General features: G+C 32.5%; 21 protein-coding genes. 9 read left to right on the top strand and 12 right to left on the bottom strand.

The features are described 5' to 3' along the window. Positions 1–3: 3 nt before the first annotated feature. Positions 4–984, bottom strand: coding sequence for a ribonucleotide-diphosphate reductase subunit beta (locus tag ACOQOS_RS15805; RefSeq protein ID WP_420571436.1), 981 nt, complete (start codon positions 982–984; stop codon positions 4–6). Positions 985–1255: 271 nt separating this feature from the next. Continuing rightward, a complete protein-coding gene (locus ACOQOS_RS15800) occupies positions 1256–1825 on the bottom strand; it encodes a DUF3109 family protein (RefSeq protein WP_420571435.1) in 570 nt (189 codons plus the stop codon). Between the two features lie 159 nt (positions 1826–1984). On the opposite strand from ACOQOS_RS15800, the gene ACOQOS_RS15795 reads away from it, so the two are divergent. The 3 genes from ACOQOS_RS15795 to ACOQOS_RS15785 all read left to right on the top strand — a co-directional run bounded on the left by ACOQOS_RS15795 (position 1985) and on the right by ACOQOS_RS15785 (position 3458). Further along, positions 1985–2566, top strand: a complete 582-nt coding sequence (locus ACOQOS_RS15795; RefSeq protein ID WP_420571434.1) for a MarC family protein — start codon at positions 1985–1987, stop codon at positions 2564–2566. Between the two features lie 83 nt (positions 2567–2649). Continuing rightward, positions 2650–2856, top strand: coding sequence for a hypothetical protein (locus tag ACOQOS_RS15790; RefSeq protein ID WP_420571433.1), 207 nt, complete (start codon positions 2650–2652; stop codon positions 2854–2856). After that, positions 2856–3458, top strand: a complete 603-nt coding sequence (locus ACOQOS_RS15785; protein WP_420571432.1) for an NAD(P)/FAD-dependent oxidoreductase — start codon at positions 2856–2858, stop codon at positions 3456–3458. The genes ACOQOS_RS15790 and ACOQOS_RS15785 overlap by 1 nt, the downstream gene beginning before the upstream one ends. A gap of 133 nt (positions 3459–3591) precedes the next feature. Here ACOQOS_RS15785 and ACOQOS_RS15780 read toward each other — a convergent pair whose 3' ends face one another. From ACOQOS_RS15780 to ACOQOS_RS15755, 6 genes are all read right to left on the bottom strand, one after another. Next, a complete protein-coding gene (locus ACOQOS_RS15780; protein WP_420571431.1) occupies positions 3592–4239 on the bottom strand; it encodes a hypothetical protein in 648 nt (215 codons plus the stop codon). Next, on the bottom strand, positions 4239–5837 hold the full coding sequence (locus ACOQOS_RS15775; protein WP_420571430.1) for a S41 family peptidase: 1599 nt from the start codon (positions 5835–5837) through the stop codon (positions 4239–4241). The genes ACOQOS_RS15780 and ACOQOS_RS15775 overlap by 1 nt, the downstream gene beginning before the upstream one ends. 11 nt (positions 5838–5848) lie before the next feature. Next, entirely contained in the window at positions 5849–6283 is a 435-nt protein-coding gene (locus ACOQOS_RS15770) for a deoxycytidylate deaminase (protein ID WP_420571429.1), read from the bottom strand. A 115-nt stretch (positions 6284–6398) separates the two neighbouring features. Then, positions 6399–6986, bottom strand: coding sequence for a HupE/UreJ family protein (locus tag ACOQOS_RS15765; RefSeq protein ID WP_420571428.1), 588 nt, complete (start codon positions 6984–6986; stop codon positions 6399–6401). A gap of 56 nt (positions 6987–7042) precedes the next feature. Continuing rightward, entirely contained in the window at positions 7043–7852 is an 810-nt protein-coding gene (locus tag ACOQOS_RS15760; protein WP_420571427.1) for a TerB family tellurite resistance protein, read from the bottom strand. 233 nt (positions 7853–8085) lie between these two features. After that, positions 8086–8316, bottom strand: coding sequence for a helix-turn-helix domain-containing protein (locus tag ACOQOS_RS15755; protein ID WP_420571426.1), 231 nt, complete (start codon positions 8314–8316; stop codon positions 8086–8088). A gap of 130 nt (positions 8317–8446) precedes the next feature. Here ACOQOS_RS15755 and ACOQOS_RS15750 point away from each other — a divergent pair, with 130 nt between their 5' ends. From ACOQOS_RS15750 to ACOQOS_RS15735, 4 genes are all read left to right on the top strand, one after another. Next, positions 8447–8788, top strand: a complete 342-nt coding sequence (locus ACOQOS_RS15750; protein WP_420571425.1) for a hypothetical protein — start codon at positions 8447–8449, stop codon at positions 8786–8788. Positions 8789–8920: 132 nt separating this feature from the next. After that, entirely contained in the window at positions 8921–9331 is a 411-nt protein-coding gene (locus ACOQOS_RS15745) for a BrxA/BrxB family bacilliredoxin (RefSeq protein WP_420571424.1), read from the top strand. An 85-nt stretch (positions 9332–9416) separates the two neighbouring features. Next, positions 9417–10163: a lysophospholipid acyltransferase family protein gene (locus ACOQOS_RS15740; RefSeq protein ID WP_420575155.1), complete on the top strand. Its 747-nt coding sequence runs from the start codon at positions 9417–9419 to the stop codon at positions 10161–10163. 3 nt (positions 10164–10166) lie between these two features. Continuing rightward, positions 10167–10820 (top strand): HD domain-containing protein, encoded by a 654-nt coding sequence (locus tag ACOQOS_RS15735; RefSeq protein WP_420571423.1) that lies wholly within the window; start codon positions 10167–10169, stop codon positions 10818–10820. A 48-nt stretch (positions 10821–10868) separates the two neighbouring features. Here ACOQOS_RS15735 and ACOQOS_RS15730 read toward each other — a convergent pair whose 3' ends face one another. After that, positions 10869–11738 (bottom strand): AraC family transcriptional regulator, encoded by an 870-nt coding sequence (locus ACOQOS_RS15730; RefSeq protein WP_420571422.1) that lies wholly within the window; start codon positions 11736–11738, stop codon positions 10869–10871. A 208-nt stretch (positions 11739–11946) separates the two neighbouring features. Here ACOQOS_RS15730 and ACOQOS_RS15725 point away from each other — a divergent pair, with 208 nt between their 5' ends. Continuing rightward, positions 11947–12543, top strand: a complete 597-nt coding sequence (locus tag ACOQOS_RS15725; protein WP_420571421.1) for a hypothetical protein — start codon at positions 11947–11949, stop codon at positions 12541–12543. Positions 12544–12621: 78 nt separating this feature from the next. On the opposite strand, the gene ACOQOS_RS15720 is transcribed toward ACOQOS_RS15725, so the two are convergent. Continuing rightward, the gene (locus tag ACOQOS_RS15720; protein WP_420571420.1) at positions 12622–13053 is read right to left on the bottom strand and encodes a hypothetical protein; all 432 of its coding nucleotides are present in this window, start codon (positions 13051–13053) and stop codon (positions 12622–12624) included. 128 nt (positions 13054–13181) lie between these two features. Further along, positions 13182–14255, bottom strand: a complete 1074-nt coding sequence (locus tag ACOQOS_RS15715) for a PA0069 family radical SAM protein (RefSeq protein ID WP_420571419.1) — start codon at positions 14253–14255, stop codon at positions 13182–13184. Between the two features lie 226 nt (positions 14256–14481). Here ACOQOS_RS15715 and ACOQOS_RS15710 point away from each other — a divergent pair, with 226 nt between their 5' ends. Beyond that, positions 14482–16185, top strand: a complete 1704-nt coding sequence (locus tag ACOQOS_RS15710) for a hypothetical protein (protein ID WP_420571418.1) — start codon at positions 14482–14484, stop codon at positions 16183–16185. An 87-nt stretch (positions 16186–16272) separates the two neighbouring features. Here ACOQOS_RS15710 and ACOQOS_RS15705 read toward each other — a convergent pair whose 3' ends face one another. Beyond that, positions 16273–17055: an enoyl-CoA hydratase/isomerase family protein gene (locus ACOQOS_RS15705; protein WP_420571417.1), complete on the bottom strand. Its 783-nt coding sequence runs from the start codon at positions 17053–17055 to the stop codon at positions 16273–16275. Positions 17056–17059 lie beyond the last annotated feature (4 nt).

Here is a 17059-nt window from a genome sequence, read left to right as displayed (position 1 = left end):
TAACTAGAAATCAGCGTCAAAGCTAAATTTGTCTGACTCTTCTTCTTTATTTAAGACACCTGCTTTTTGATATTCAGATACTCTTTTTTCGAAGAAGTTTGTTTTACCTTGAAGGGAAATCATATCCATAAAATCGAATGGATTTGACACATTATACTCTTTTTCACAACCTAATTCTTGTAAAAGTCTGTCGGTAACAAACTCCAAGTATTGTGTCATTAATTTAGCGTTCATTCCTATAAGACTTACTGGCAATGATTCTGTGATAAATTCACGTTCAATGTTTAGTGCATCCACAATAATTGCACGGATACGTTCTTTAGGAACTTTATTTACTAAGTGATTATTGTGTAAATGCACTGCAAAATCACAGTGAACACCTTCATCACGAGAGATTAACTCGTTAGAAAACGTTAATCCTGGCATAATTCCTCTTTTCTTTAACCAATAAATAGAACAGAAAGCTCCTGAAAAGAAAATACCTTCTACAGCTGCAAACGCAATTAAACGTTCTGCAAAACTTGGTGATTCAATCCATTGTAAAGCCCAGTCTGCTTTCTTTTTGATTGCCGGAAAATTCTCGATTGCCTTAAACAACTTGTCTTTTTCTTTTTCATCTTTTACATATGTATCTATTAATAGAGAATATGTTTCAGAATGAATATTTTCCATCATAATTTGGAATCCGTAGAAAAATTTAGCTTCCGAATATTGTACTTCGTTTACAAAGTTCTCTGCTAAGTTTTCATTTACAATTCCATCTGATGCTGCGAAAAATGCAAGAATGTGTTTGATAAAATAACGCTCGTCATCATTCAACTTTGTAGTCCAATCTGTTAAATCTTGGTGAAGATCAATTTCTTCTGCCGTCCAAAAACTAGCTTCAGATTTTTTGTACCATTCCCAAATATCTGCATGTTTAATTGGAAAAATCACAAATCTGTCTTTGTTTTCTTGTAAGATGGGTTCTATTGCTGATGACATAAAATTATCGAGTTTTTAATGTAAAATTGGGTAAAAGACTATTGTTTGATTTGGGAATAACAAAGATGAAAAAATGTGTTTGAAAAAGAAAGTCTAACTTATTCACAAAGTTAGTGAGTTTTTAACAACAGTACAGTTTTTTCCTACTTTTTAACATATTTTCAAATTGGCATTTTTTATTGATTTTCAGCAAGTTACAATAACTAATTCCTTGTTAGCAGCGATAAAACGTGAGATTTTAAAAAAAAATGAGAAAAAGAAATTTTAAGATTTAGCGTCCTAATTTTTGTGCAGTCTTTTCTAATTCGAGATACCAATCTTCTCCAAATTTTCGAATCAATGCTTCTTTTACAAATTTATAGATTGGAACTTGTAATTCTTTTCCTAAAGAGCATGCATCATCACAAATTGGCCATCTATGATAATTTACGGCTGCAAATTCACTGTAATCTTCTATACGAATAGGATATAAATGACAAGAGATTGGTTTTTTCCAGTCTACCAGTCCTTTATTGTAGGCTTGTTCAATTCCGCACATTGCTGTTTGATTATCGTCAAAGGTAACATATGCACATTCGGCACCATTTACTAAAGGTGTTTCCAAATCACCATTATCTCTTACGATATAAGTTCCTTGTTGCTCTATGGCTTCTATTCCTTCTTTGCGAAGAAAAGGTTTTACAGTATCATAAATAGCATCCAATATTTTGATTTCCTCCTGCTCTAATGGCGCGCCTGCATCACCTTCTACACAACAAATTCCTTTGCATGCCTTAATATTACACACAAAATCCTTTTCGATGATATCTTCTGAAACAATGGTTTTTCCTAACTGAAACATGTTGCAAATATACCTTTTTATCTGTTTTGTAATTCAGCTATATGTACGATTTTTTTGAGCGCTTTAATTTCATCTTAATTTAACTTAAAAAATATATCTTTTCTCTTTGATAATTAGACGAATAGTGTACATTTGCCGCGAATTTAAAAATGTATCGAAATGGAGTTAAATTTTAAGCACATTTTAACGGCAAGTATGGTACTTTTTGCCGTGATTGATATTATAGGAAATGTTCCTATTATCATAGATTTACGACGTAAAACTGGACGGATTCAATCTGGAAAAGCCACTATTATTGCAGGTGTTATTTTGACCGTGTTTTTGTTTGTTGGACAAAGTGTATTGAATTTGATTGGTATTACCGTAAATCAATTTGCAATTGCAGGTTCGTTTGTATTATTTTTTCTAGCATTAGAAATGATTTTAGGAATTACTTTATTTAAAGAAGATGAAGATGCGTTGAGTGATGCTTCTGTATTTCCTATTGCTTTTCCATTAGTTGCTGGTCCTGGAAGTTTGACTTCTATTTTATCACTTCGAGTTGAATTTGACGCACTCAATATAGTTATTGCCATTTTAATTAATATGACTATCATGTATATTGTATTGAAAGCTTCCGCTAGAATTGAACGATTATTAGGAAAAAACGGGATCCGTATATTAAGAAAAGTATTTGGTGTAATTTTATTAGCTATTGCAGTTAAAATATTTACTACAGGTATTCAAAAAATATTTGCGTAATTTTGCAACAAGAAAATCATGTGAATGCGCACATACATCTAATTAGAATTGATGTGCGCATTGACGATCTTATTTAAAGAAAAATGAAAATATTCACATACGTCCTTATTATTGTCGCTATACTTCTTTCTATTTTCAATGCTACTCGTTTAGATTTTAGCAACTTGTTAGAAGGTGATAGCTTAATTGCCTTAATTAGTATTGTCGCTTCTTTGTGTGCTATTCTAATCTTATTAATTTTCATGACTTCAAAGAAAATTGAAGATAAAGTAAATAATAGCAATAAGTAATGTTTGATGTACTTGTAATTGGCGGTGGCGTTTCAGGAATGCAATGCGCGCTCGTGCTTGGTTCTGCTAAAGAAAAACCATTTGCTGCAGATAAGAAAATTGGAATTGTGTTGCATCAAAAAGCTTCACATTTACAAAATGCTTTGTTTAATAATGTACTTGGTTTGCCCGAAGGAAAAACAGGTGCCGCCATTTTAAATGAAGGACAAGCACATTTAACAAAAGTATATCCGCACGTTATACAAATTGCCAAAGAAAAAGTACTAGAGATTTCAGGTGAGGCTGGTAATTTTGAAATTATTACAAATAAAGCTACTTATCATAGTAAATTGGTCGTGCTTGCGTTGAATTATGCAAAACCACTGACTATTACTGGATTGGATGAGTTTATTGCTCCACATCCAAGAGCTGCAGCCAAAAAAGATCGAATTTATCTTCAAAATGAAGATCATGTTGTTAAAAACGGATTGTATGCTTGTGGAACTATTGCAGGTTGGAGAAGTCAATTTGCTATTGCAGCAGGAAGTGGCGCGCAAGTAGCTACTGACATTTTAACGCTTTGGAATGATGGAAATCATACAAAAGTGCACGATAAGATATAATTTCCTGAAAATAAACAAAATATAGATTATCTCTATTCTTCAAATTCACGAATATTTTTGCTGAACTTAAGTGTATTAGCTCTATTTCGAAATTTACTCAAAGAACATCTTGAATCTTTTTCCTAATACGAACTTATAGCTTTTCCTGAAGACTTCCTTTTTGTTTTTTATAAAACATAATTCCTGTAAAGATTAATACAAAACAGATCAAGAGACTACTGTACCTATTTTGTTTTACAAAATCTCCATCATACATTCCATATTGAAAACCGTTTGTGACAATATCAATTAGCAATAAACTTATCATCGCAGCAATTAGAAAGCTAATGCTTAGAAATTTATAATTTTTGATTGTAAACGATAAATAAATCGTCATTAATAGCGTATTTGGTACGATAAACATTCCTAAAACAGCACTGATATTTCCCCAAGTATTAGCACTAGAAGTTAAAATTCCGAGTCCAAAAGCCAAGTAAAGTATATTGAGAATGAATAATGTTTTTGATGCTAATGATGCAATCGATTCTACAAAAAAATCAATTGCAATGACAATCAAGCTAATAGGTATAAGTAAGCTTATTGGCGATTGGAATATTTGAAACGGATAGTATTCAATAGACATCATAGTACATAGTACTATTGCTATAAAACTTAGTATTCTCAGTGTTTTTTGATTGAAGATTTTAAAATGTAAAGCAATAGAAAGAAGTGCAAAAAAAATTGCAACTATAACCGATCCGTATACTATAAATTCTTGATAGATTTCAAATAGAACAGTCATTATTTTTGCTGTAACGCGATCACTTTGGCAATCATTTCATCACCAACATTGAGTTGTTGCTGATAGCCATTCATACCAAATAATTGCTCAATGTAAATAGCTTTGATATGCCTTTTCATTTGTGCAGCATATTTTTCTATATAAATACGTTGTCCACGCACCTTACTAAAAAAGTCTGTATATTCTTGAAGTAAATCGTCAGTGACAGTAAATTCATTCATAAATTCTTGCAAGGACATGTTGCTATATAAGGATCTGTCAACATCTAACTTTTCAAATACAAAATCATCAATATATCCTATAATTTTGGTACGCAAACCTCTTTCGAGAGATAGTTCTTCTGGTGTATTGGAAAGTGGAATAAATACATCTGGAATAATTCCGCCACCGCCATATACGATTTTACCTTTTGGCGTTTCAAATTTTAACGAATCAGCAACCTTAATACTATCAATCGATTTTAATTCTCCCGATTTGAATCGTTCATAATATTCGTCAAAATAATCTTTGTTTCCATCTTTGTATGAACGCTGAATAGATCGTCCTGTTGGCGTGTAATAGCGTGAAATTGTCAATCGCACCACAGAACCATCTCCAAGTGGCATTGGTCGTTGCACCAAACCTTTTCCAAACGAGCGTCTTCCCACAATAACTCCTTTATCATTGTCTTGAAGAGCGCCTGCTATAATTTCACTGGCAGAAGCTGATTTTTCGTTGATTAACACATATATTTCACCTTCTTCAAATTCGCCATCATCTGTTGCAAAATATTTATCAATCTCTCCTTTTTTGTTTTTTGTAAAAAGAATTAGTTTTCCATCTTCTAAAAATTCATCTGCAATACTTCTAGTTACATCTAAAATTCCACCAGGATTATTTCGAAGATCAAGTGTTAGGTTTTTGGCTCCTTGTTGTTGCAATTCTGCCAAAGCTACCTTAAATTCATTGTATGTTGTTTCGGCAAAACGGTTAATTTTTATGTACCCTAAATCGTCTGTTAACATGTAATGCGCCACTACACTTTGAATCGGAACTTTGGCTCTTTTTAAGTCAATATTAAATTCTTCTTTAGTGTCTTTACGGTATATTTTGAGGTTTACAGATGTATTTTCTGTGCCTTTTAATTTCGAAATAATCTCCGTATTTCGCATGTTTTTACCATATAGTGTATCATTATCAGCCGTTAAAATACGATCGCCAGCTTTGATTCCTGCCAACACACTTGGTCCACCTTCTAGCGTTCGCACAACGGTTAAAGTATCATTTACCATATCGAATCGGATTCCAACACCTACAAAATCACCTTGCATATTTTCGGCAACTCTTTTTTCTTCTTCCGAAGGAATGTATACAGAATGTGGATCTAAATTTCCAAGAATATTGGTTACAGTGACATCTACAATACTATCTACATTAACATCGTCTACATATTCGTAATCAATGTAGTCAATAAGTCGATTGAGTTTATCTTTACTTGTGTTTGATGAGAATAAGGTTTCTGGAGAAGCACTAAAATTTAATTTTCCACCAATAAATACTCCGGCGGCAACTGCTGCGGCAATAATAACGGGAAGTAAATATTGTGTTGTCTTATTCAAAATTCGTTTATTTATGAGGTTTGAAGTACAGGAATGTGCTCTATTTCAACGCCAGCTTTTTTTAAAAATTGTATGCCTGAATCATCTTTGTATGCATCAACATACACAACTCTTTTGATTCCTGATTGATGAATGAGTTTGCTACATTCTTTGCATGGTGACATTGTAATATATAATGTTGCACCAACACAAGATTGTGTAGAAGCGGCTACTTTTAAAATAGCGTTTGCTTCTGCATGCAATACATACCATTTTGTGTATCCTTCTTCATCTTCGCAGAAATTTTCAAATCCTGATGGTGTTCCATTGTAACCATCAGAGATAATCATTCTATCTTTTACAATAATCGCGCCGACTTGTTTTCTTTTACAATAGGAAAGCTTTCCCCATTCTTTAGCCATGCGTAAATAGGCATGATCGTATTTTGCTTGTTTTTGTTTTGGCATATGCAAATTTAACCTTTTTGAAGCAAAAAAAAGCAACTATAAAAGTTGCTTATTGCCTTCTATAACGAAGATATTAGGTTTCTGATGGAATCACAACAGCTTTGTTGTTAATTTTTTACCAAAATCGTGCTTTGATGAGTGTTGGAATTAATACACCAATTACAATTGCGGAAACAACCATGACCCAGTCGCGTTTGGAAAATCTAAATATAGTCTGAAAAATAAACGAGATTATCAATACAACTAAAACTACAATTATTTGTGCTACTTCAATTCCTAATGTAAATTCTAGTAAAGGTAATAACTTACTGTCCACTCCTGCTGTAATCATAGATTTAAAATCTTTAGCAAAAGCTAATCCATGAATAATTCCAAAGAATAATGCTGAGATGAGTAATATTACTGATTTTACTTTATTTGTGTTCTTTCCGGCAGTAAACACATTATACAAAGCCATTAGAAAAATTGTGACCAATACAAAGAATTCTACAATAGCGCCATTTACTTTTACCGCTCCATAGGTTGACAAGATTAAAGATAAAGTGTGACCAACAGTAAAGGCAGTTACTAACCACAATACTTTTTTCCAATCTTTAAAAGTATAGGCAATTACCAATACGACTAAAAAAAGAATATGATCTAGACCTTCTATATGAAGAATATGATTGATTCCTAATTTAAAATATATCCAAAATTCGTTCATTGAGTATGTAGGTTTTAGGTTTTGGGGTTTCGTGTTAAACTTATATTTTACTTATTTTAAAAACCACGTTCTTTTTGTAATTGTTCGTAGGCTTTTTGTACTTGCTGAAATTTCTCTTTTGCTCCTTTTACATGTTCTTCTCCTAAGTGTTGTAATTTATCAGGATGATATTTTTTCGCCATTTTTCTATACGCTTTTTTGATTTCATTGTTAGAAACTGATTTGTCAATTTCTAAAATTTTATACGCGCTGTCTACTGGATTATAAAACATCGCTTTGATCGATTGAAAATCACGATCGTTGATGTATAAATATCCTGCTATTTTTTCTATGAGTGTTACTTCGTCTTCGTCAACATGTCCATCTGCTTTGGTCACACCAAATAGATAATGTAGTAATTGTAATCGTGAAGAATGATCCATGTACATTTGAATTTGCTGACACACTTGACGTGTAGAAATATCTTCTTTTTTCAGCAATCCATTGAACAGTTTGAACGCATGATTGGCACGTTCTTTCCCATACATTTTTGTAAAATAATTACGCACATAATCTTTTTCTGATTGCGAAACTTCACCATCAACTTTCATTACAATAGCAGAAAGCACTAATAAACTTACTTCAAAATCTCCTGATCGGGTTTGTGATCGTTTTTGTGTAGTTGTTTTTCGTCGTCGTCTTTTTTCATACACAGGATCTACTCGTTTACGACGTCCTTGTTCACCTCGTTTTGGCGGTTCAAGTAATAATCCTTTAGATGTTGCTTTGTCAACTGCCGTTCCAATGGCAAATCCGATAGCAGCACCAATTGGTCCACCAAGTGTCCAACCTAACGCGCCTCCAATCCAGCTTGCAAATCCACTCATATATTAGTTTTTTACCAAAGATACATTTTCCCAAGAAAAAAAGATAATGAAATGACAATTCTCGTGAGTTTAGAAAATGTGTGTAACAATACTGCACTATTTTATTAAATTTTGCAGTTAAATTTGTGGTAAGCTTATATGAATCGAAACATATCAATTGAATAGTAAACTACCTTAGAGTTATTAAGTCTCAATGGTTGAGTAAGCGATGATATTTTGAGATGCGCGAAGTGTTATTCAATATCTTTTAAAAACTCTTCTAAGGTGATTTTGTGAATCTTGGCAATTCGAATTAAGCTAGACACTTTGAAATCATAACCAGATTCCCATCGCCACATTTGTTTTGGTTGAATATTATTATCAAATGCGAATTGTTCATGACTTTTATAACCAGCTTTTACTCTCAACTCTTTAACACGCATGCCAATTTTTTTTAGCATCTCTTCTTTTTGTAGTGCGTCCATAAACGTTAAAATTCTCAATTCAGGGCGCAATAATTTACGTCATACATGACGTGTTTGATATATATTTTCTATTTTTAAGTCATGTATGACGTAAATTATTACCTACCATGTATTACTAAGCTTAAGAAATATGAGTGATAAGGATCAAAGTAAGGTCTCGAAAGAAAAAGAAAACAATTACAAAAAGAATAATATTACAAAGAAATGGAGAGAAAAAAAGCTGATACATGTTAAAAAAGAGTCTTTATTTATTGCGTTTTTTATAACAGTATTTCTTATTGATTTAATTTTTGTGATCACAATTGATTTTTCAATTATAGATATTATTATTGATAGTGATTTATGTTTTTCTGCAAAATTTAGCCGTAGCAAACTAGGAATTTTTACTAAAATCTTTTTCCTCGGAGGTATTATTGGTGCGATTCTAATTTCCTTAAAGCATATTTTCGATTTCTTTTCTAAAAATGATTAATTGGTGAACACTTACGATTTCTGTGACGTCTTATTTAGTTTTCTTTAACAAAAACAGCATTTCTGAATTCAGTTTCAAAAGGATTTAATCCGTATCTTTGCAAAATTATTAATGAATTTAATTTAGAAGATTATGTATCCACCAGAATTGGTAAAACCTATGAGAGCAGATTTAACTGCTGTTGGTTTTGAAGAATTACATACGGTAGAAGCTGTTGATAATGCTATTGCAAAGGAAGGAACAACACTTGTAGTTGTAAATTCTGTTTGTGGTTGTGCTGCAGCAAATGCTAGACCTGGCGCAAGAATGTCTTTAGATAACGAAAAGAAACCAGATAATTTAGTAACTGTTTTTGCTGGAGTTGATAGAGAAGCTACAGATAAGGCAAGAAGTTATATGATGCCTTTTCCTCCTTCTTCTCCAAGCATGGCTTTGTTTAAAGATGGACAATTAGTTCATATGTTAGAACGTCATCATATTGAAGGAAGACCAGCAGAAATGATTGCTGAAAACCTAAAAGATGCTTACAACGAGAATTGTTAATACATTCTTCCCGAAAAAAATAATTCCTAACCACGCTTTTTGCGTGGTTTTGTTTTTTAATTTTGCCATATTATAAAGTACCATTATAGTGAAGTTTTTATCGTATATATTGACAAGCATTTATTTGCTTTTTTTCGGATTGTTGTTAGTTATTTTTCATGGAATCCAATGGATTTTCCTAAAAATAGGCGGACGCAAAGGACATGATATTAGTGTAAATGCATTGCAATTTTCTTTAATGCGTTGCCATCATATTTTAGGCACACATTATACACTTAAAAATCCTTATAAATTAGAGGCAAATAGACCTTTGATTATCGTGTCTAATCACCAAAGTATGAATGATATCTCACCGTTAATTTGGTTGTTTCGCAAGCATCATCCTCGATTTATCAGTAAAAAAGAATTAGGAAAAGGAATTCCGAGTATTTCATTCAACTTACGTCATGGCGGCGCAGCTTTGATTGATAGAAATGATCCGAAACAAGCCATTTCTGAAATTATTCGGTTTGGAAAGTTCATTAACGAGAATAATTTTGCCGCGATTATTTTCCCTGAAGGAACACGTAGTCGAACCGGTGTTCCTAAACCTTTTAAAACAAAAGGATTGAATGTACTTTTTAAGTATATTCCTGATGCGCAAATAGTTCCTGTAACCATTAATAATTCCTGGAAAACCACCAAATATGGAAAGTTTCCATACGGATTGGGTTCACATATTAAAGTAGAAGCGCATGAACCAATTAATTTAAGAGATTATCCAAAAAATAAACGTGAAGAATTGTTAGAACATCTTGAAAAAACAATTACAGAACACGTTATTGTCGATTAGTTTATGGAAAAAGAAAAAATTATTGAGCAAACCATTTCTTTTGTCCAAAAGACGCTTGAACATGCAGAAGGCGGACACGATTGGTTTCATATTGAACGTGTATACAAAAATACCTTATTAATTGCCAAAGAAGAATCTGTAGATACATTTATTGTGAGTCTAGGCGCTTTACTTCATGATATTGCCGATGCTAAATTTCACAATGGCGATGAAACTGTTGGACCAAAAGTTGCTCGTAATTTTTTAGAGCGTATCGCTGTGGCAGAAGATGTTATTGTACACGTTGAAAACATTATTACGAATATTTCTTTTAAAGGTGGAAATTTTGATCAAAAGTTTACATCACCAGAACTTGCTGTTATTCAAGACGCAGATCGTTTAGATGCTATCGGTGCTATTGGTATTGCGCGCACTTTCAATTATGGAGGTTTTAAAAATCATAAGTTATACGATCCAGCTATTAAACCTAACCTCAACATGACTAAAGAGGAATATAAAAAGTCAACTGCGCCAACCATCAATCATTTTTACGAAAAACTACTACTACTTAAAGATAAAATGAATACTAAAACTGGAAAGCAAATTGCCGCAAAACGTCATGCGTATATGGAGCAATTTCTAGAGCAGTTTTATGGTGAATGGAATGGTGAAATATAAAATTTACTTCTACACTTTAGATTAAAAATGTATTGAACTTGTTGTTGGTTATTGAATCATTAATTTCATTTCACTTCTGTATTTGGAAGCACTTTTTCCTGTAATTTCCTTGAATAACTTGTTAAAGTGCGAAAAATTATTGAAACCACTTTCATAGCAGATATCTGTGATGCTACTTTGGCTCTCCAAAAGCAATTTTGTAGCATATACTACACGATATTCGTTCACTAGTTTTGTAAACGTTTTTCCTGTAATTTTCTTAAAATACCTACAAAATGCAGGAACCGTCATATTTACTTCATTTGCTATTTCGTCTAATGTAATATGTCGTTGAAAATTATTGTTGATATATTTAAATATGATATCAATTTTAATGCTGTCTTGCGGTTGTGTTTCAAAAGCAAATCCGTCAACATTTAGCAGTTCGTAATCTTCTGCTATAGCTAACATATTTAAAATTTCTAATAGTTTGATTACTCTTTTAAAACCATTGTATTTGGGAAGTTTTTCAATTTTTGGACCTACTATTTTCTTAGTTTCTGGTTTAAAACGAATTCCTTTTTTAGCTTTTTCAAGCAAAAGCGAAATTGGTTGCATTTCAGGCAAACTGTAAAACTCTTTCCCTAAAAAATCAGTTTTAAATTGTATCAGCGTTTCTTTTCCTTTCGATGTTAATCGATCTGTAAAACCATTGTGTGGTAAATTTGAGCCAATCAAAATTAATTGACTGTTGTGAAAATAAGAAAGATGATTTCCAATGTGGCACTTTCCTTTACCTTTATTTACATATACCAACTCTACTTCGGGATGAAAATGCCAAAATGCCAAGTTTCTTTTACGCTTTTCTTTATTTTGTGCAACAAAAATTGAGTTTCCAAACTCTGGTGTTATTTTTTCAAGTGTAGGTTTTGTATTCACGGCAAAAGATTTAACTATGATTACAAAAATACTACTAAAACTACTCAAAATCTATGTTCATTTACCCAAATTGTATTCTATTTTAACCCTTAAAAAAGTTTACAATTATTTAACGGTTAAAATAACACATAAATTAGCCAAAATAGCTGTTTTTACAACAGGAAATCAATCTTAGATTTGTACTGTAATTATTTAAAAACTAAAAGTCATGAAAAAAAGAATGAACAACATGGTACTTATACTAATGATGACAATTAGTGTAATGAGCTACGCAAACAGTGTATACAGTTTAGATACTAAAAAGGGAAATACTGTTTTAACGTTAAACAACGTAAAAGAAGGACATGAATTGATCATTAAAGACACTAATTTATTAGTACTTTATAGAGAATCTATACAACAAAACGGAACATATAAAAAAGGATTTGACTTAACAGCTTTGCCAGACGGTGATTATTATTTTGAACTTGATAAAGATGTTGAAATCGTAATTATTCCTTTTAAAGTTACTTCGAATACAGTAGTATTTGACAAGGAAAAAGAATCGATTATTTACAAACCTACCGTACGAGTTGATGATAATCATTTGTTTGTTTCTAGACTTTCTCTTGATGTACAACCTTTAAAAATTAAGATTTATTACCGTGAATCTTTTACACATGAGAATTCTATGATTTTTTCGGAAGAAATTGAAAACACGAAGATTGTAGAACGTATTTATGAACTTTCAAAACAGAAAAAAGGTGAATACACCGTAATGTTTGAAAGTCAAGGAAGATCGTTTACAGAACGCATTAAATTTTAGGCTATAAATTTGATACTTAATTAGGTAAAAGCGTAGTATTCTTTGTGGAATGCTACGCTTTTTATGTTTTCTGCGAGATTAATATTCAATATCTATTACTCCATTTGTGAATGTAAATATTGGTTGATCTCTTGCATCTTTTATATTTACTCGAAACGTTCCTTCCATTTTAGAGTCTGTATGTATTGTTATGGATGTTTCTCGATCGCCATACGTAGGATCTGAACTGTACTCTACGCCATTTTCAAGCAATATAAATTCATCTATTTGATTGGTTTCTTCTACCATGACAAAAAATATGAGTGTTTTCGTATTGTTATCGAATGATGCTTCTATGATTCGATCATTAGTATCAAGTGGATTTAATTGTACGCTATATTCCGTTAAAGAATAATCTGTTCCGTTTAGATTAAAACTGATGGCACTTTTGTCAACAATTGGAATGGTTTCGTCATCAGATATACAGGATAAAAAGGTAAAAGCAATTACACATAATAATACTTTTTTCATTGTTAATATTTTATAGTTATACATGTTTTTTAGTCATCAATTTCGATGAACTATCTTTAAATGTATACTATATATTCATGTAAAGTCTTACATAATTAACAAGCGTCGTATATATTTCGTAAGCGTAGTTAAAATAATGAATATTGACCGTTTTTATACTGTTCGTGAAGATCTGTATTGAGTCTAGGCAGTTTTTTATTTTTAAAATATTTTAAGCGTGCTAGTTGAATTAGATTTCGAATTTGCTCAGCTATTTTTCCTTCTCCTCGCATTCTATGCCCGTAACGACTATCGTTTAGTGAACCTCCATGGCAACTTTCTATTTGATGCAATACTTTTTCAGCCTTATCTGGCATTGTTTTTCGAATCCAATCGGCAAATATTTCTCCAATAGCTCCATTTAATCGTACAATGGTAAATGCAATAGAAGTCGCACCCAATTCAGAGACTTTTTTGGCTAAAGGGAGAATTTCATGACTGTTAATAGATGGAATTATAGGTGCAATCATCACGTTCACAGGAATTCCGTTTTCAGCTAATATTTGTACTGTTTCCAGTCGCTTTTTTATCGTTGCAGTTCTTGGCTCCAATACAAGGCGCGTTTCTTCCGACAAGGAAGTAATTGAAATATTAACGCCAATTAAATTATCTTTTGCTAGTTCTTTTAGAAGATCTAAATCACGAAGTATCAACGAATTTTTAGTAATAATAGCAACCGGATGTTTGTATTTTAAGAAGACTTTTAGCAAACTTCTTGTAATTTCCAGTTCTTTTTCAGCAGGTTGATAGCAGTCCGTATTTCCAGAAAGTACAATGGTATACGCTTGCCAGTTTTTCTTTTTTAGTTTGGCTTCTAGCAATTCGGCGGCATTTTTTTTGACTAGTATCTTACGTTCAAAGTCCAATCCTGCACTAAATCCCCAATATTCATGACTATTTCGAGCGTAACAATAAATACAACCATGTTCACAACCTTGGTATGGGTTTAGTGAATATTCCATACCAACATCAGGACTCGTTACTTTGTTTACGATTGTTTTGGGAAATACATTAATATATGTCGTTTTGTTTTTATCAGCTTGCTCACCTTCTTTACGACAGTATTCTAAAAAATCAGCACGTACTTCATGTGCGTCTTGTAAAAAACGATTGTGTACATTTTTTTGTGCGCCTCTTCCTTTGATTTTCGATGAATGTCCCAAAATTCCTTAATTAGTTCATCAAAAGTACATTCTACGTAAGTGAAAACAGTTAAATAAAGATGTTTTTGAGTGCAACTACAGAAATCTTCAAAAAAGTTAAAAAACTGGGTAATGAAATTTCAATAGCAACCCTTACTTATAAAATCGATTCTTTTTAATGTGCATTCTTGATCACAATGCACTAAATATCATGAAAAAAGTAAACCATTAATTAAAACAAAAAATTATGCCAATAAAAAACAAAATATGGTCATGTTTAGTGCTGAGTCTACTCTTATTTGTAGGCTGTAAAAACGATGACTACGTTGAAGAACAATCTGAAAGTACCGGATTTGTTCAAAAAGCAGGCGGAAGCGGCTACACCTTATGTGGAAAAACAATTTTAAAATTCAACACTTTAGATCAAGTTCAAAATACACATAGAAATTTATATGAAAATTATCATACTTCTGGAGAAGATGAAGATGTATTAATTGCTTACGAAATGTCAAAAGGTCTGTATTCTTTACGTAAAAAAGAGCAAGATATGGACGAAGGAATTATTCCTGATGATCCTGATTTTGATACATTCGACTATACGTTTGATACCGTTTTTGAATCTATGTTAAATCAAGATGGTATGATCATTATTGAAGATTATCTCTATTTATGGAGTGATGGTTGTGTGGTTGTTCGTATAAAACCACCTAACTGTAAAAATTACAAAGCTTTATTGAATTTACAAGAACTTGTAAAAAGAGGACAATTAAAAGACAGAGACATATCATACTATGTAAACGAATTAGGTGTTGAAATGATTAACATTTGTGATGACCCACGATTTGACTTTGAAAGTATCAGTGAAACTGGAACACATGTAGACAATTCTGCTGACTACAGTGGTGATGAAAGAGGTATGGAATGTGGATTTCAACCAGTAGTTTCTTGGGAAATATTAGATCATAATGACGACGAGAAAACAATTAAACTAAGAATTGATGCACATTCAATTGCGCCTATAGGAAGTGATCCTATCTACTTTACATATTTAGACAATGCAGATACATTTACAAGTGTAACCATTAAGGAAAATAGCTTAGGACTTCCAGAATCAATTTGGGGAGATAACTTTTATGGTTATCCTGGTGAATGGTTTGTTGTAGAGATCGATTATACAGATTCAGACACAGCTCCTATTGCCAATTTCAGATTGTATGGAGCCGTATATCTTTTAACGCCAAATAGTTGTTCTGGTGAAGATACGTTAGATATTAACTTAGAATGTCCTATAGGAATTTCTAAAAATCCTGTAGATGCTGATAGTGGATTATGGGAATTTTCAGTAGAAGGTCTGGACCACTTAACAGAATCGTATTCAATAGAATGGACTTTTGCTGGCGCTGGTACAACAACTACACTAATTGTATATGATGCCAGTGGCGCAAATAACACTTTCCCAGTACCTTGCGAGTCAATGAATTTTGGTTTTTCTGCTTTTATAAACAGTAGTGAAGTCATCTGTAAAAACCAACTTTCTGGCAACCTAGATTCTGGTGGCTATTGTACAAGAGGAGACATATCCATAGCTTCGCCGAAAGGTGTAAAACTTGATGGAAAAAGGATACGCTGTAAAACAAAATTGAAGAAACGTGCAGATATTTTTGGAGGACAAACCATTGCCAAAAGTAAAATTAAGCATAGAAAAAAAGTGATAAGATCTATCAATTCTAGCGGAAGTTTGTTAATGATTTCAGGACTAGACTGTGTTCCAGTTGATATTGCAAGTATTTTGCCTCCTGTATCACAGCCTGAAGCGACAAAGAAGAAATTAAAACAGAAAGCAAATGCTGGATTTGCCAGATTAAACTTAGCAGAACCATATTCTGTGAATTTTACGACGAGTTCAGGATATTCACATACGCTTACATATTTCTTCCCATGTTCAGAATAGTTTTTGAATTATACATAATTGTTTAACACACGAAAAGCCTGCTCAGTTGAGCAGGCTTTTCATTTATATAAATTATAATAAATAATTTTATTTTCCTGGAAAAGCTGCTTTTCGTTTTTCTAAGAAAGCCGTTGTTCCTTCTTTAAAATCTTCTGTTCCAAAACAATTTCCAAACTCTTCGATTTCAGCTTCATAACCATTTACACCATCCTCAAAGTTAGCATTTACCGCTTTGATAGCTCCGCGAATAGCAACTAATGAATTTCTCATAATTTTGCTTGCCAACTTAGTTGCTAATGGTAATAATTCTTCTTGTGTAGTTACATGATTTACCAATCCGCATTGTTTAGCTTCTTCTGCTCCAATCATTCCAGCAGTCATTACCATTTCCATTGCTTTTCCTTTACCTACTAATTGTGGTAAACGCTGCGTTCCGCCATAACCAGGAATGACACCAAGTGATACTTCTGGTAAGCCCATTTTTGCATTGTCACTAGCAATTCTAAAATGTGATGCCATTGCCAATTCCAATCCGCCACCAAGTGCAAATCCATTTACAGCAGCAATTACTGGCGTTCCTAAATTTTGTACAAAATCAAACAACAACTCTTGTCCTTTAGCTGCTAATTTTCCACCTTCTTCTACTGAAAAATGTGCAAATTCGCTAATATCTGCACCAGCTACAAACGCTTTTTCTCCACTTCCAGTCAATATAATTACTTTGGCATCTGCAGCAGCGTCTAAAGCTTCAAAAGCATCATGTAATTCTTGAATAGTATCTCTATTTAACGCATTTAATTTTTTTGGACGATTTATTGTAATCGTTGCAACTCCGTTGTCTTGCTGTACAAGTATGTTTTCGTAACTCATGATT

The sequence above is a fragment of the Kordia sp. genome, assembly GCF_965224175.1.
Lineage (GTDB): Bacteria > Bacteroidota > Bacteroidia > Flavobacteriales > Flavobacteriaceae > Kordia.
This window is presented reverse-complemented; position numbering and strand designations above follow the sequence as displayed.

Coding starts and splice junctions, on each gene's coding strand:
- ACOQOS_RS15805 (WP_420571436.1), bottom strand. CDS start 984: ATGTCATCAGCAATAGAACCCATCTTACAAGAAAACAAAGACAGATTT.
- ACOQOS_RS15800 (WP_420571435.1), bottom strand. CDS start 1,825: ATGTTTCAGTTAGGAAAAACCATTGTTTCAGAAGATATCATCGAAAAG.
- ACOQOS_RS15795 (WP_420571434.1), top strand. CDS start 1,985: ATGGAGTTAAATTTTAAGCACATTTTAACGGCAAGTATGGTACTTTTT.
- ACOQOS_RS15790 (WP_420571433.1), top strand. CDS start 2,650: ATGAAAATATTCACATACGTCCTTATTATTGTCGCTATACTTCTTTCT.
- ACOQOS_RS15785 (WP_420571432.1), top strand. CDS start 2,856: ATGTTTGATGTACTTGTAATTGGCGGTGGCGTTTCAGGAATGCAATGC.
- ACOQOS_RS15780 (WP_420571431.1), bottom strand. CDS start 4,239: ATGACTGTTCTATTTGAAATCTATCAAGAATTTATAGTATACGGATCG.
- ACOQOS_RS15770 (WP_420571429.1), bottom strand. CDS start 6,283: ATGCCAAAACAAAAACAAGCAAAATACGATCATGCCTATTTACGCATG.
- ACOQOS_RS15765 (WP_420571428.1), bottom strand. CDS start 6,986: ATGAACGAATTTTGGATATATTTTAAATTAGGAATCAATCATATTCTT.
- ACOQOS_RS15760 (WP_420571427.1), bottom strand. CDS start 7,852: ATGAGTGGATTTGCAAGCTGGATTGGAGGCGCGTTAGGTTGGACACTT.
- ACOQOS_RS15755 (WP_420571426.1), bottom strand. CDS start 8,316: ATGGACGCACTACAAAAAGAAGAGATGCTAAAAAAAATTGGCATGCGT.
- ACOQOS_RS15750 (WP_420571425.1), top strand. CDS start 8,447: ATGAGTGATAAGGATCAAAGTAAGGTCTCGAAAGAAAAAGAAAACAAT.
- ACOQOS_RS15745 (WP_420571424.1), top strand. CDS start 8,921: ATGTATCCACCAGAATTGGTAAAACCTATGAGAGCAGATTTAACTGCT.
- ACOQOS_RS15735 (WP_420571423.1), top strand. CDS start 10,167: ATGGAAAAAGAAAAAATTATTGAGCAAACCATTTCTTTTGTCCAAAAG.
- ACOQOS_RS15725 (WP_420571421.1), top strand. CDS start 11,947: ATGAAAAAAAGAATGAACAACATGGTACTTATACTAATGATGACAATT.
- ACOQOS_RS15720 (WP_420571420.1), bottom strand. CDS start 13,053: ATGAAAAAAGTATTATTATGTGTAATTGCTTTTACCTTTTTATCCTGT.
- ACOQOS_RS15710 (WP_420571418.1), top strand. CDS start 14,482: ATGCCAATAAAAAACAAAATATGGTCATGTTTAGTGCTGAGTCTACTC.
- ACOQOS_RS15705 (WP_420571417.1), bottom strand. CDS start 17,055: ATGAGTTACGAAAACATACTTGTACAGCAAGACAACGGAGTTGCAACG.